This window comes from Streptomyces sp. 2A115, from assembly GCF_052245575.1.
Classification (GTDB): domain Bacteria; phylum Actinomycetota; class Actinomycetes; order Streptomycetales; family Streptomycetaceae; genus Streptomyces.
The window spans coordinates 19,633-32,522 of record NZ_JBQQCG010000041.1 but is presented as its reverse complement, the minus strand read 5'-3'; the positions used below and the strand labels follow the sequence as shown (position 1 = coordinate 32,522).

Sequence of the window (12,890 nt, the reverse complement as noted above, 5' to 3'; positions counted from 1 at the left end):
CCTGGACGGTAACCATGAGCGATGGTTTCCTGCACGAATCCCTTCGCGGTGTCGACTGGGGGGTCGCCACCGCGGACACCATCGCGGCCCCGCCGCCGCCCCTGCCGGAGCGGGGCGGGCACTTCCGGCAGTGGACCGACGACATCCGGCAGCTGACCGGCGTCGCCGCGGACACGCACCGCATGGTCGCCGGATGGCCGCGGCTCCAGCCCGACGGCCCCGGCAGCTGGGACCCGGATGCCCTGGGCCGCTGCGACCGCGCGCTCGATTCCCTGCTCGCGCAGGGCCTGCGGCCCAGCCTGACCCTGCTCCACCGCTCACTGCCGCCGTGGCTGGACGCCGCCGGCGGCTGGCTCGTCCGCGACTGCGCCGAGCACTTCGCCGCGTACGCCGCCGAGCTGGGCCGCCGTTTCGGCGACCGGGTGGAACGCTGGATCACCTCCACCGACCTGGCCGGGCCGACGCTCGCGGACCATGTGGCCGGAATGTATCCACCGGGCCGGGGCATCGGTCTGGCGGGGCTGCCCACGGTCCACCACATCCTGCTCGCCAACGGACTCGCGACCCAGGCCCTCAGGGCCGCCGACGTACGCGGCAGGATCGGGACCACGATCACCCTCGTCGGCGGCTACACGGCCACCGACGACCCCTACGACCGTCTCGCCCTGGAGCGCCTGGAGAGCTGGACCAACCGCCTCTTCCTCGACCCCCTGCTGCTCGGCGAGCACATGGTGACCGAGGACGACGTCTCACCGGCCGAGGCCACCGGCTGTGTCCGCCCCGGCGACCTGGAGGTCATCGCGACCGCCCAGGACCTGCTGGGCCTCTCCTGGCACACCCCGTTCCGCGTCACCGCACCGGAGAACCTGCCCCGCGTGCTGCCGTCCGGGAAGTGCCAGAGCGCCCTCAATGACGTGAACCGCCTGCTCGTGGGCCTCGGCTTTGCCATCGTCCCCTTCGATGACGTGGAGACGACCGCCTACGGCTGGCCGATCATCCCCGAAGGACTCGCCGACGCCGTCGCCGACCTGTACGAGCTGTACGGAGAACTCCTGCCGCCGCTGTCCGTCGTCGACAACGGCATGGGCGACCTGGACCTGGTCGACGAGACGGGACACAGCGACGACGCCCGGCGCCGGGCCCTGCTGCGCGCCAGGCTCTCCTGGCTGGCGCGGCTCGTCGCGGCCGGAGTGGACGTGTGCGGCTACGAGTACTGGTCGGTCCTCGACAACCTGGAGACCAAGTTCCGCTACACCCGCCTGTACGCGATGGCGGTTCCGAACCACGAGCCCCCGCCGCGTCCCCCAATCCCTTCCGACTGGCTGCACCGTGGCGCGTTCGCCGACGCCACCGCGCCCGACGGCGGCCGCGCGGCCGGTCTGAGCCTGGTGCCGGCCGCGCCCCGGGCTCAGGGCGCCGGAGCCTCGTAGTCCCTGCCGCGGATCAGTCGGACCGGGGTGTAGACGAGCACCTCCTCGTCCCGCTGGTTGCGTACGGTGATCCGGCTGGTCACCACGCCCCGGCCGGCCTTGCTGGAGGGGCGGGAGTCCGTGGTCTCCACGACGGCGTGCAGGGTGTCGCCGACGTACACCGGACCCTGCACGGTCAGTTCCATGTGGAGGAAGGCGAGGCCCGTGCCGTGCAGCACGTTGGTCTGCAGGACGAGTCCTTCCGCGATGCAGTACGTCAGCGCGCCCGGGACCAGCCGGCCGGTGTAGCCGCCGTCCGCGGCGTGCGAGGCGTCCCAGAAGAGGGGCTCGTTGAAGCCGCCCCAGGTGACGAAGTTGACGAGATCGGTCTCGGTGATGGTGCGGCGGGCGGTCCGGAAGATCTGGCCCTTCGGCATGTCCTCGTACGTCATCCCCTTGACCAGCGGGGGGATCTCGGTGGTGGTGTGCTCCGACGTCATTGCGGGCTCCTCAAGCATCCTCATGCACCGTATGCATCCGTATGCATTCGTGGGTCAGAGATCGAGCGGGTACTTGCCGGCCACACCCTCGAAGTCCGGTGCGCGCTTCTCGCGATGGGCGGCGAGCCCCTCGACTACCTCGTGTCCGCCGAAACCGAAGAACTCCAGCCCCAGCGAGGCCTCGAAGATCGGCTGGGCTGTGCGGTACCAGTGGTTGAGGGACCGCTTGGTCCAGCTGAGGGCGCTGGCGGGCCCGGCGGCCAGGGCGGTTGCCACGCGCAGCCCTTCCGCATGGACATCCGCGTCGTCCACGCACTTGGACACCAGGCCGATGCGCTCGGCCTCCTCGCCGGTGAGCGTCTCGCAGGTCAGCAGGTAGTACTTGGCCTTGGCCATGCCGCACAGCAGCGGCCAGCAGATCGCCGCGTGGTCACCGGCCGCGACCCCGAGCCGGGTGTGTCCGTCGACGATCTTCGCCTTGCGCCCGGCGATGGAGATGTCCGCCAGCATGCCGATGACCAGGCCCGCGCCGACGGCTGGGCCGTGGATCGCGGACACAACGGGCTTGCAGCAGTTGATCACCCCGTAGACCATGTCCCGTGCCTCCCGCATCACCCGGGCACGTACCGCGTAGTCCTCGGTCATGGCCTCGATGGAGTCGAAGGTCCCTCCGGCGGAGAACGCCTTGCCCGCTCCCTGCACCAGCACGGCACGGGTCTGTTCGTCCCGGTCGACGACCGGCCAGATGTCGGCCAGCTCCCCGTGCATCCGCGGATCCACGGCGTTGAGGTTCGGGGCATCGAGCACGATACGCAGGACGCCGGACGCGGGCCGCTCGAAGGTCAGGCTCGTGAACTGGTCGTAGAGATCGGTCACGTCGCGCTCCTGGTGTATTCAGTGTGGATACTATAATTATCTAACTGTATCGAGCGGCGAGCAGCAAGCGGGCGGCAAGCCCGGGCACCGAGGACGGGAAGCTCGGCATGGATCTCACGTTCAGCGAGGAACAGGACGAACTGCGCAAGGTCGTACGGTCGTTCCTCGCCAAGTACTCCGACGAGGCTCAGGTGCGCCGCCTGGCCGCCGACCCGCAAGGCCACGACCCTGTCGTCTGGCGCCGGATGGCCGGCGAACTAGGCCTGCAGGGGCTGGCAGTACCGGAGGAGTACGGCGGCTCGGGCTTCGGCTATGCCGACCTCGGTATCGTCTTCGAGGAGGCGGGCCGTGCGCTGCTGTGCGGGCCGTACTTCGCCACCGTCGCTCTGGCCGCCGAGGCGCTGCTGCGCTGCGACGACGAGCAGGCGCGACGCGACCTGCTGCCGGGTATCGCGTCCGGCGAGACGGTGGCGACGCTGGCACTCACCGAGGACAGCGGCCGCTGGGACGAGCCCGGCATCCGGCTCACCGCACACGACACGGCGGACGGGTGGCAGCTGACCGGCGCGAAGACGTACGTCCCCGACGGACATCTCGCCGACCTGCTCCTGGTCGCCGCCCGCACCCCCTCCGGCATCAGCCTCTTCGCGGTCGAGACGGGCGAGACAGGTGAGATGGCCGAGACCGCCGACGCGCCGGGCCTCACCCGCACCCCCCTCCCCACCCTCGACCAGACCCGCAAGCAGGCCCGGGTGCAGTTCGCGGACGCCCCCGCCCGTCTGCTGGGCGTCGAGGGCGCGGCATGGCCGGCCCTCGAACGCACCCTCGCCACAGCCTCCGTCCTGCTGGCCGCCGAACAGGTCGGGGCAGCCACGGCCGCCCTGGACGCCGCCGTGGAGTACGCGAAGATCCGCGAGCAGTACGGCCGGCCCATCGGCTCGTTCCAGGGGATCAAACACAAGTGCGCCGACATGCTCGTGGAGATCGAATCCGCACGCTCGGCCGCGTACGGCGGACTGTGGGCCCTGGACGCGGTCGACGAGACGGAGATCGCCATCGCGGCGGCCCTCGCGCAGGCCTTCTGCTCGGAGGCGTTCACCAAGGTCGCCGGCGACAACATCCAGGTCCACGGCGGAATCGGCTTCACCTGGGAGCACCCCGCGCACCTCTATCTCAAACGGGCCAAGAGCTCCGAGGTGCTGCTCGGCACTCCGTCGTACCACCGGGAGCTGCTCGCCACCCGGCTCGGCATCTGAGACCTCAGGGAGAAGCAGACATGGAGCTGGACTTCGGGCCCGCGGTACGCGACTTCCGCGACGAAGTGCGGGACTGGCTGGCGGACCACCTCGTGGGGGAGTTCGCCGAGCACCGGGGCGTGGGCGGCCCGACCGACGGCGAGGCGTGGGAGGTCCGCCTCGCCTGGGACCGTGAGCTGTCCGCCGGGAACTGGCTGGGCGTCGGCTGGCCGCGGGAGTACGGGGGCAGGGGACTCGGACTCCTGGAGGAGATCGTCTTCGAGTACGAGTACGCGCGCGTGAACGCCCCCTACCGCGCCACTGTCAACGCCCTCGACCTGCTCGGACCGATGCTCCTCAAGATGGGCAGCGAGACGCAGAAGAAGCGCTTCCTGCCGCCGATCCTCGCCGTCGAGGAACTGTGGGGCCAGGGCTTCAGCGAACCCGGCGCCGGCTCCGACCTGGCGTCCGTCCGAACGCGGGCGGAACGAGACGATGGGGGCACCTCCCGCTCGAGCGAAGTCGAGAGTGGGGGAGAGTGGGTGGTCAGCGGACAGAAGGTCTGGACGTCCTTCGGCGTCCACGCCGACTGGCTCTACGTGCTCACCCGCACCGACCCGGCATCCGTACGGCACAAGGGCCTGACCCTGCTGCTCGTACCCACGAACCAGCCCGGCGTGGAGATCCGTCCCATCCGCAACCTCGCCGGCCAGGACGAGTTCGCCGAGGTGTTCCTCTCGGACGCCCGTACCGGCGCGGACATGGTCGTGGGCGAGGTCGGCCAGGGCTGGCGCACGGCGATGGCGACGCTCGGCATCGAGCGCGGCACCACGCTCCTGCCCCAGCAGCTCGCCTTCGAGCGGGAGGCAGAGGCGCTGATCGACGTGGCCCGCGAGCGGGGCGCGCTCGACGACCCCACGCTGCGCCGCCGGATCGTGGACGCCTGGATCTCCGTACGGATCATGCGCACCACCAACCTCCGGACCATCGCCGAACTGACGGCGGGCCGCACGCCGGGCGCGCAGGCCACGACCGCGAAGCTCTACGCCTCGACACGGCACCAGCAACTCGGCCATCTGGCCATGGAGTTGGCGGGCCCCGCCGGGCAGATCGTCGGCGAGGACTACGGCCTGGACACCCGACAGCGCTCCTTCCTGCTCTCGCTCGCCGAGACGATCTACGGCGGGTCGAGCGAGATCCAGCGCAACATCATCGGGGAGCAGGTCCTCGGTCTGCCGAAGGAGCCGCGGCCATGACTCCCATCGAGGAACGCGTCGACCGCATCGAGTCGCAACTGGCCATCCAGCAACTGCCCATCCGCTACGCGCTGGCCGTGGACGGCCGCGACCTCGACGCGTGGGTCGGCTGCTTCCGGCCGGACGTGGACATGGGACGCCGCGGCCGAGGACGGCAGGTCCTGCGCGAGCACATCGAGCCCTTGGTCCGTGGCTTCAACCGGTCGGTCCACCAGATCTGTGGCCACCGGATCGAACTCACCGGACGGGACACGGCCACCGGTGCGGTCTACTGCAGGGCCGAGCACGAAGTGGGGGACCGATGGATCGTGATGGCGATCTGCTACTGGGACGACTACGCGCGCGTGGATGGCGAGTGGTACTTCTCCCGGCGCCGTGAACAGCACTGGTACGCGGCCGACGTGACCGAGCGCCCCCAGGCGGTGGGCTTCAACGGCTGGGAGGGATCCGGAGAGCCGGCGCTTCCCGAGGCCTTCCCGTCCTGGACGGCCTTCTGGAAGGAGATGACCTGATGGAGCGAGGCACACGGCTGGCCGGGAAGACGGCTCTGGTCACGGGCGGAGGGCAGGGAGTCGGCCGCGGCATCGCGCTCGCGCTGGCGGCCGAGGGAGCGGCCGTGGTGATCACGGGCCGTACCGGGAGCAAGCTCAAGGACACCGCGCACGCGATCACCGAGCGCGGCGGGCGGGCGCACACCGTGGTCGGCGACGTGGGGGAGCGGGACGACGTCGACCACATGGTGGCCGAGACGGTGCGGGAGTTCGGCGGCCTCGACGTGCTCGTCAACAACGCGCAGTCCTCGGTCCAGGGCCGGCTGGAGAAGACGTCGTACGAGGATGTCGAACTGGCCTACCGCAGCGGCCCGTTGGCCGCCTTCCACGCGATGCGGGCCGCCCTGCCGCACCTCAGGGAGAGCCGTGGCAGCGTGGTGAACCTCGGTTCCTCGGCCGCGGTGCAGGGCGAGGCGACCTTCGCGGCGTACGCGATGGCCAAGGAAGCCGTCCGGGGGCTGACGCGGGTCGCCGCGCGGGAGTGGGGTGCGTACGGGATCCGGGTGAACGTCATCTGTCCGGCCGCACTGAGCCCGGCGGCGGAGGACTATCTCGCCGCGCACCCGCAGAAGGCGGCGGAGCTGGCCAGGGAGATCCCGCTGGGCCGGCTCGGCGACCCGGAGGCGGACATCGGCCGGGCGGTGGCCGCTCTCGTCAGCGACGACATGGCCTATCTGACGGGCGCGACGCTGATGCTGGAGGGAGGCAGGACCCTGATCGGGTGAGGCCCGTCGTCATACGACTGCGGGTGAGGCCGTCGTCATACCACTCCCCGCGCTCGCAGTGCTGTCAGCTGGTCCTCCGTCACTCCGGCCAGCCTGCCCAGGACTTCGGCGGTGTGCTCACCCAGCGCCGGCGGCGGGGTGTACCCCTCGACCGGCGTCGCCGTGAACCGGATGGGATTGGCGAGCAACGGCAGCTGTCCCGACACCGGGTCCTCGACGTCGACCAGCATCCCCCGGTGCTGGATCTGCGGGTCGGCGAAGACTTCGGGCATCTCGTTGAACGGGCCTGCCGGGACGTCGTGTTCGTCGAGCACGGCGAGCCACTCGTCCCGGGTCCGGGTGCGCAGGATCGCCTCCAGCACAGGCAGGATGTCCTCGCGGTGGGTGATCCTGGCGGAGGTCGTGGCGAACCGGGGGTCCTGGAGAAGGTCGGTGCGGTCGGCCGCCGCGCAGAACGCGGCGAACTGCTTGTCGTTGCCGGCGACGAGGAAGATCGGCTTGTCCTTGCAGTGGAAGGCCTGCGAGGGGATCCCGCCGTAACCGCCGTTGCCGCGCCGTTGCGGGACCTCGCCGGAGACCAGGTAGTTCATCGCGAAGTGCGAGAGCGAGGCCAGCCCGCAGTCCAGCAGGGACAGGTCGATGAACTGGCCCTCGCCGGTGGCGTCCCGGTGCCGCAGTGCCGCCAGCACGGCCGTGGAGGCGTACAGGCCCGTGAGGATGTCGACCATGCTGACCCCGACCTTCATCGGCTCCTCGGGGTGCCCGGAGACGCTCATCATCCCGGACATGGCCTGGAAGATGCCGTCATAGCCGGGGCGCGAGGCATAGGGGCCGGTCTGTCCGAAGCCCGTCACGGAGAGGTAGACCAGCCGTGGGTTGAGCTCCCGCAGACTCTCCTGGCCGAGCCCGTACTTCGCCAGTGTGCCCGCCCGGAAGTTCTCGACCAGCACGTCCGACCGGGCGGCGAGGGCACGGATCAGTGCCTGCCCCTCGGCGGTGGAGTGGTTGACGGTGACCGACTGTTTGTTGCGGTTGCAGGAGAGGTAGAAGGCAGCGGTGTCGGTCCTCTCGCCCTTGGGGCCGGGCGCGAAGGGCGGGCCGTACGTCCGTGAGTCGTCGCCCGCCCCGGGCCGCTCGACCTTGATGACCTCGGCGCCCAGATCGGCCAGCATCTGGGTGGCCAGCGGCGCGGCGAGGATGCGGGACAGGTCGAGGACGCGGATCCCGGCCAGGGCGGTCGACGGCATCGAGGTCTCCCTCTGTTCATGGGCACAGAATCAGTTATATAAATAATACATCTAGGCTCCGGATCGCGCCCCGCATAATTGCTTCAACTATCCAATTCATGTAACTATATGGATCGGCTGACAGGCCGAGACCGGAGGGCGTGCTGATGACCGTCGCGGCGAGGACCCTCACCGAACAGGAACAGCGCGAACGCCGGACGTGGTTCCGGGCACGCTGGGAGCGCGGGGTCGCCTTCAACCGCCGCTGCCGTATCCGTGTGACGCGCTGGGACCCGGACGGGGTCGAGATCGCGCTCCCCTACGCCGAGTCCCTCTCCGCCCACGAAGACGTCTTCCACGGCGGAGTGATCTCGGCGCTCATCGACACCGCCGGTGCCGGCGCCGTGATCGCCGGGCACGACTTCACGAAGGGGAGTCTGCTCAGCACGGTGTCGATGTCGGTGCAGTACCTCGCGCCCGCCCGCGGCCGTGAGGCCGTCGCGTACGCGCGTTGTGTGCGACGGGGGCGCAGGCTGCACTTCGCCGACGTCGACGTGATGACCGACGGACGTATCTGCGCGCGGGGGCAGGTGGTGGTGACCATCTCCGGGGAGCGGCCGGGCGTCGGCGACCCGATCGAACCGCTGGACGAGGAGTGATCTGATGCCCGAGGAACCCGTGCTGTCTCCCGAGGACCTGGACCTGGTGCTGTACGAGGTCGACGAGGACGGCGTCGCCACCGTCACCCTCAACCGGCCCGAGCGCAAGAACGCGTGGAGCATTCCCATGGAGCGCCGCTTCTTCGCGCTTCTGGACGAGGCCGCGCAGGACCCCGCCGTCCGGGTGTTGATCATCACCGGGGCGGGCAGGGCGTTCTGCCCCGGGATGGACATGCAGCGGCTGGAGCAGAACTCGCAGCCGGGCCAGTCCCTGGGCCTCCACGCCCGCGTCCCCATGTACAGCAGGCGCGACATGCCGAAGCCGATGATCGCCGCCGTCAACGGCGCCTGCGCGGGCATCGGCCTGGTCCAGGCGCTCATCTGCGACGTCCGCTTCGCCGCCCGTGGGGCCCGTTTCACCACCGCCTTCACACGCCGCGGACTGGCCGGCGAGTACAACCTGCCGTACGTCCTGCCGCGCGTCATCGGTCTGGAGAACGCGCTCGACCTGCTGCTGTCCGGCCGGGTCTTCGACGCCGACGAGGCGAAGGACCTCGGCCTCGTCAGCCGTGTCGTGGAACCCGAGGACCTGCTCGACGCCGCCCGCGCCTACGCCCGGGACATCGCCCGCAACTGCTCCCCGCGCGCCATGGCCGTCGTACGTCACCAGGTGTACGGCGACCTCGACCGCCCCTTCACCGACGCCCTCGCCCGCTCCTACTCCGCCATGGAGTTCTTCGCGGGCTCACCGGACTTCCGCGAGGGCGTGGCGAGCTTCGTGGAGAAGCGGGAGCCGAAGTTCGAGGGACTGCCGCCGGACTTCGACCCGGACGAGGCCACCCGCGACGCGTTCCTGCCGTACTGACCTGCTGACCTGCTGACCCGCTGGACCGACCGTATTCGCCGTATCGACCGAGGAGCACGACGATGACAGGGCAGCCGTTCCCCGTCGAGGCCGGGCACATCATGATGTTCGCCCGCGCCATCGGCGACGAGAACCCGGCGTACGAGGGCGAGTCCGCGCTCGCACCGCCCACCTTCACGATGGCGAGCGCCCATTACGACCCGGAGTACCACCTGCGGCCCAAGCCGGACGAGGAGTGGTTCGGGTCGGGACGCGACGCCGGTGTCATGGCTGAGGGCGGCGGTGGGCTGCACGCCGAGCAGCACTTCGAGTACCACCGCCCGGTGCGCGCCGGCGAGACCCTCTACGCGCACACCGCCACCGGACGCAGCTGGGAGAAGCAGGGCCGCACCGGCCGTCTGCTCTTCAGTGAGCGCATCACCGAGTACCGGGACGCCGACGGCGGACCGGTCGTCAGCGCCAAGACCGTCGCCGTCGTGCCCGAGGGCCCGGCAACCCCGAAGGACACCCGATGAGCCTGAGCACGGACGACATCAAGCTCGGCGAAACCCGCGAGAGCGTCCTCGTCGACGACCTGAAGCGCACCCGCATCGTGCAGTACGCCGGCGCCGCCGGCGACTTCAACCCGCTGCACACGGACGACAAGTTCGCCGTCGAGGCCGCGGGATATCCCGGCGTGTTCGCCCACGGCATGTTGACGATGGGCATGACCGGCCGGGTCCTGACCGACTGGGTCGGCCCCGAGGCGCTGCTGCGATACGGCGTGCGCTTCAAGGCCCAGGTATGGCCCGGCGACACCCTGACGGCCACGGCCACGGTCGAATCGATCGAGGACACGCCGACTGGCCCGGTCGCCCACTTCGCCCTGCGCACCGTCAACCAGGACGGCGCCGAGGTGGTCACCGGCACCGCGGCGGCCCGCTTGGAGCCCTGATCCGGTGGGCGCCGCACAGGACGCCGGGACGACAGCCACCTGGACCGCCACGGTGAGCCGCGCCTACGACCATGCCCGCCCCGCCGTCCGGTTCGGCGACCTGACCTGGACCGGACGCGAACTCCTCGACCGTGCGGCCGGCGCGGCCGACTGGTTGGACACCCTCGGCCTGGAGCCCGGCGAACCGGTGCCCGCACTGGTCGCCACCTCCGCCGACGCCCTCGCCCTGGTGATCGGCGGCGCCGGGTCCGGGCACCCGCTCGCACCGCTCGGCGTCCGCATGACGGCGTACGAGATCGCCGCTGTGGTCAAGGAGACGCGGGCTGAAGTCCTGCTGGCGCAGGCGGAGTTCTCCGATCTCGGCAGGCAGGTCGCCGAGCTGTCCGGCCGACGCCTCGGCATCGTGCCCGAACTGCCCACCACTGCACGGGCCTTGACCGCCATGCCCGACGACCTCGCTGCCGTCCTGCACACCTCCGGGACGACGGGCCTGCCCAAACCGGTCCCCATGAGCCAGCGGCGGCTGGCCGCCCGAGCCCGCGTGAACAGGCGGCTGTGCGGGCTCGACCCCGACAGCTTCTACGGCGGCAGTGCTCCCTTCCACCACATCGCCGGCCTGGGCAATATCGCCGTCGCGCTCGCCGCGGGCGCCCTGATCACCGGACTGCCCCGCTTCACCGTCGAGGGCTGGGCCCTGCTGCGGGACCTCGGCACCACGCACACCAGCATGGTCCCGGCGATGCTGGAGACCCTGCTGGCGGCCGGACAGGCCCGCCACGAAACGCTGCGGACCCTCCAGTACGGCGGCGCACCCGTCCGCCCCGGCACCCTGCGCCGGACGTACGAGGCGATGCCCGGCGTCCGCATGCTCAACATGTTCGGCCAGACCGAGGGCTCACCGATCAGCGTGCTCACCCCCGAGGACCACCGGGAGGCGATCGCCGGGCGCACCGAGCTGCTGCGGTCGGTGGGGCGGCCCGCCCCCGGTGTCGAGATCAGGGTCCACGGCGTCGACCCGGACGGCATCGGCGAGATCCACGCCCGCGCCGACCACTTCTTCCGGATCGACACCGAAGGCTGGCTGCACAGCGGCGACCTGGGCCGCGTGGCGGAGGACGGCTATCTCTACCTCCTCGGCCGGCGCACCGACATGATCATCCGTGGTGGCGAGAACGTCCACCCGCTCGAGGTGGAGACGGTCCTGTCCGCTCATCCCGGCGTGGCGGACGTCGCCGTCACCGGCGCTCCCGACGAGCGGCTCGGCCAGACCGTCGTCGCCTTCGTCGTACCGGCCGATTCCGAAGCCCCGCCGCAGCCGGAAGCGCTCAGAAGCCACACCCGCGCCAGGCTGTCCGGTTTCAAGGTCCCCGTCCGCTGGTGGTTCGTGGACGCCCTGCCGCGCAACGCGAACGGCAAGGTCGTACGCCGCCACCTGCGCGAGCCGAGCCAGGGAGGAACACATGACGCTTGACCACGCTTTCGCCAGCCCGGAGACCGCCGGTGTCGACCCGCACCGGCTGGACGTACTCCTGCGCCGGATCCGCCTGGAGGTCGAGCACGGACCGCTGCCCTCCGCGCAGGTAGCCGTGGCCCGAGGCGGGCGGCTGGTGGCCTTCGAGACGTGGGGAGACACCGAACCGGACACGCGATACGTCCTGCAGTCCGTCGGGCGCTCGATCGTCGCCGGCGTCGTGTGGAAGCTGATCGGCGAGGGACTCCTGGACCTGGGCGAGCAAGTCGCCGCGATCATCCCGGAGTTCGCGCCGAACGGGAAGGAGACGGTGACGGTCGAGCAGGTGCTCACCCACACCGCCGGCTTCCCCTTCGCACCGCTCGGACACCCGAAGATGCTCGACCGCGAACAGCGTCTGGCCGCCTTCGGCCGGTGGAGGCTCGACTACCCGCCGGGCAGCCGCTTCCAGTTCCACCTCACCTCTGCGGCCTGGCTGATCGCCGAGATCGTCGAACGGCGTACGAGCCTGGCCTTCGCCGACTACCTGCACGAGCGGATCACTCTGCCGCTCGGCCTGTCCTCGATGGAGCTCGGCGTGCCGGTCGACCGGCAGCCCGGCACCGTCGCCCCGATGACCGCCACCGACCGCACGAGCGACGACCAGGAGGCCGATCCCTGGGGCCCCTGGTATCTGTCCGACCCGCGGGTGCTCGCGGCCGGCGAGCCCAGCCACGCGCTGGTCGCCACGGCCGCCGACGTCGCCCTGTACTTCCAGGCGCTGGAACACTCGGGCCTGTGGAAGCCGGAGGCCGTGGCGGAGGGCACCCGGATCCGGCTGACGGACCATCCGTACGGGGAGCAGATCTACGGGGGCGGCTCCAACCGCCGTACCAGCATGGGCCTGTTCGTCACCGTGGCCGGACCCGACGCGGGCAGCAACCTGCCGTCCACCGGCTCGCCCGCCCTCTTCGGCAGCGCCGGAGCCGCCTACCAACTCGGCTTCATGGACCCGGAGACCGGCCTGTCCTTCGCCTGCCTGAGCAACGGCTACCCCCTCGCGGGCTACGACCACTCCCGTCGCGGCACGGCACTGCTCACCAACATCGCGAACCTGGCAGCGGATCTCACGAACTGAGCCAACGGACTGATCCCACGAACTGAGCCCGGTACCGAATGCCGGTACCGGGCTCCAAGCTTCTCT

General features: G+C 70.6%; 14 protein-coding genes. 11 read left to right on the top strand and 3 right to left on the bottom strand.

What is annotated here, in order from left to right; translation table 11 throughout:
- Positions 1 to 14 precede the first annotated feature (14 nt).
- Positions 15 to 1,430, top strand: coding sequence for a glycoside hydrolase family 1 protein (locus tag ACTWQR_RS30640; RefSeq protein WP_443230449.1), 1,416 nt, complete (start codon positions 15 to 17; stop codon positions 1,428 to 1,430).
- Here the strand turns inward: ACTWQR_RS30640 and ACTWQR_RS30635 are convergent.
- Both ACTWQR_RS30635 and ACTWQR_RS30630 read right to left on the bottom strand, forming a co-directional pair.
- Positions 1,409 to 1,909: a MaoC family dehydratase gene (locus tag ACTWQR_RS30635; protein ID WP_443230448.1), complete on the bottom strand. Its 501-nt coding sequence runs from the start codon at positions 1,907 to 1,909 to the stop codon at positions 1,409 to 1,411. The two genes, ACTWQR_RS30640 and ACTWQR_RS30635, sit on opposite strands and share 22 nt — an antisense overlap.
- A 54-nt stretch (positions 1,910 to 1,963) precedes the next feature.
- Positions 1,964 to 2,785, bottom strand: a complete 822-nt coding sequence (locus ACTWQR_RS30630) for an enoyl-CoA hydratase/isomerase family protein (RefSeq protein WP_443230447.1) — start codon at positions 2,783 to 2,785, stop codon at positions 1,964 to 1,966.
- Between the two features lie 107 nt (positions 2,786 to 2,892).
- On the opposite strand from ACTWQR_RS30630, the gene ACTWQR_RS30625 reads away from it, so the two are divergent.
- From ACTWQR_RS30625 to ACTWQR_RS30610, 4 genes are read left to right on the top strand one after another with little or no spacing between them, the layout of a single operon-like run.
- Positions 2,893 to 4,041, top strand: coding sequence for an acyl-CoA dehydrogenase family protein (locus ACTWQR_RS30625; RefSeq protein ID WP_443230446.1), 1,149 nt, complete (start codon positions 2,893 to 2,895; stop codon positions 4,039 to 4,041).
- A gap of 20 nt (positions 4,042 to 4,061) precedes the next feature.
- Positions 4,062 to 5,276, top strand: coding sequence for an acyl-CoA dehydrogenase family protein (locus tag ACTWQR_RS30620; protein ID WP_443230445.1), 1,215 nt, complete (start codon positions 4,062 to 4,064; stop codon positions 5,274 to 5,276).
- A complete protein-coding gene (locus ACTWQR_RS30615; protein WP_443230444.1) occupies positions 5,273 to 5,788 on the top strand; it encodes a nuclear transport factor 2 family protein in 516 nt (171 codons plus the stop codon). Before ACTWQR_RS30620 ends, ACTWQR_RS30615 begins: the two co-directional genes overlap by 4 nt.
- A complete protein-coding gene (locus ACTWQR_RS30610) occupies positions 5,788 to 6,552 on the top strand; it encodes an SDR family NAD(P)-dependent oxidoreductase (RefSeq protein WP_443230443.1) in 765 nt (254 codons plus the stop codon). The genes ACTWQR_RS30615 and ACTWQR_RS30610 overlap by 1 nt, the downstream gene beginning before the upstream one ends.
- Before the next feature lie 35 nt (positions 6,553 to 6,587).
- On the opposite strand, the gene ACTWQR_RS30605 is transcribed toward ACTWQR_RS30610, so the two are convergent.
- Positions 6,588 to 7,799: a CaiB/BaiF CoA transferase family protein gene (locus ACTWQR_RS30605; RefSeq protein ID WP_443230442.1), complete on the bottom strand. Its 1,212-nt coding sequence runs from the start codon at positions 7,797 to 7,799 to the stop codon at positions 6,588 to 6,590.
- Between the two features lie 146 nt (positions 7,800 to 7,945).
- Here ACTWQR_RS30605 and ACTWQR_RS30600 point away from each other — a divergent pair, with 146 nt between their 5' ends.
- The 6 genes from ACTWQR_RS30600 to ACTWQR_RS30575 all read left to right on the top strand — a co-directional run bounded on the left by ACTWQR_RS30600 (position 7,946) and on the right by ACTWQR_RS30575 (position 12,824).
- Positions 7,946 to 8,437 (top strand): PaaI family thioesterase, encoded by a 492-nt coding sequence (locus ACTWQR_RS30600; RefSeq protein ID WP_443230441.1) that lies wholly within the window; start codon positions 7,946 to 7,948, stop codon positions 8,435 to 8,437.
- A 4-nt stretch (positions 8,438 to 8,441) separates the two neighbouring features.
- On the top strand, positions 8,442 to 9,302 hold the full coding sequence (locus ACTWQR_RS30595) for an enoyl-CoA hydratase-related protein (RefSeq protein ID WP_443230440.1): 861 nt from the start codon (positions 8,442 to 8,444) through the stop codon (positions 9,300 to 9,302).
- Positions 9,303 to 9,364: 62 nt separating this feature from the next.
- On the top strand, positions 9,365 to 9,817 hold the full coding sequence (locus ACTWQR_RS30590) for an FAS1-like dehydratase domain-containing protein (RefSeq protein WP_443230439.1): 453 nt from the start codon (positions 9,365 to 9,367) through the stop codon (positions 9,815 to 9,817).
- Entirely contained in the window at positions 9,814 to 10,236 is a 423-nt protein-coding gene (locus tag ACTWQR_RS30585; protein ID WP_443230438.1) for a MaoC/PaaZ C-terminal domain-containing protein, read from the top strand. Before ACTWQR_RS30590 ends, ACTWQR_RS30585 begins: the two co-directional genes overlap by 4 nt.
- Before the next feature lie 4 nt (positions 10,237 to 10,240).
- Positions 10,241 to 11,707 carry a class I adenylate-forming enzyme family protein gene (locus tag ACTWQR_RS30580; RefSeq protein ID WP_443230437.1) on the top strand — a complete coding sequence of 489 codons (1,467 nt, stop codon included), beginning with the start codon at positions 10,241 to 10,243 and terminating at the stop codon, positions 11,705 to 11,707.
- Complete coding sequence (locus ACTWQR_RS30575; RefSeq protein ID WP_443230436.1) at positions 11,697 to 12,824, top strand: serine hydrolase domain-containing protein; 1,128 nt, start codon at positions 11,697 to 11,699, stop codon at positions 12,822 to 12,824. The genes ACTWQR_RS30580 and ACTWQR_RS30575 overlap by 11 nt, the downstream gene beginning before the upstream one ends.
- Positions 12,825 to 12,890 lie beyond the last annotated feature (66 nt).

Bases quoted from the DNA above. Each gene is read 5' to 3' on its own strand.
- ACTWQR_RS30640 (WP_443230449.1), top strand. From the start codon at position 15: ATGAGCGATGGTTTCCTGCACGAATCCCTTCGCGGTGTCGACTGGGGG.
- ACTWQR_RS30635 (WP_443230448.1), bottom strand. From the start codon at position 1,909: ATGACGTCGGAGCACACCACCACCGAGATCCCCCCGCTGGTCAAGGGG.
- ACTWQR_RS30625 (WP_443230446.1), top strand. From the start codon at position 2,893: ATGGATCTCACGTTCAGCGAGGAACAGGACGAACTGCGCAAGGTCGTA.
- ACTWQR_RS30620 (WP_443230445.1), top strand. From the start codon at position 4,062: ATGGAGCTGGACTTCGGGCCCGCGGTACGCGACTTCCGCGACGAAGTG.
- ACTWQR_RS30615 (WP_443230444.1), top strand. From the start codon at position 5,273: ATGACTCCCATCGAGGAACGCGTCGACCGCATCGAGTCGCAACTGGCC.
- ACTWQR_RS30610 (WP_443230443.1), top strand. From the start codon at position 5,788: ATGGAGCGAGGCACACGGCTGGCCGGGAAGACGGCTCTGGTCACGGGC.
- ACTWQR_RS30605 (WP_443230442.1), bottom strand. From the start codon at position 7,799: ATGCCGTCGACCGCCCTGGCCGGGATCCGCGTCCTCGACCTGTCCCGC.
- ACTWQR_RS30600 (WP_443230441.1), top strand. From the start codon at position 7,946: ATGACCGTCGCGGCGAGGACCCTCACCGAACAGGAACAGCGCGAACGC.
- ACTWQR_RS30595 (WP_443230440.1), top strand. From the start codon at position 8,442: ATGCCCGAGGAACCCGTGCTGTCTCCCGAGGACCTGGACCTGGTGCTG.
- ACTWQR_RS30590 (WP_443230439.1), top strand. From the start codon at position 9,365: ATGACAGGGCAGCCGTTCCCCGTCGAGGCCGGGCACATCATGATGTTC.
- ACTWQR_RS30585 (WP_443230438.1), top strand. From the start codon at position 9,814: ATGAGCCTGAGCACGGACGACATCAAGCTCGGCGAAACCCGCGAGAGC.
- ACTWQR_RS30575 (WP_443230436.1), top strand. From the start codon at position 11,697: ATGACGCTTGACCACGCTTTCGCCAGCCCGGAGACCGCCGGTGTCGAC.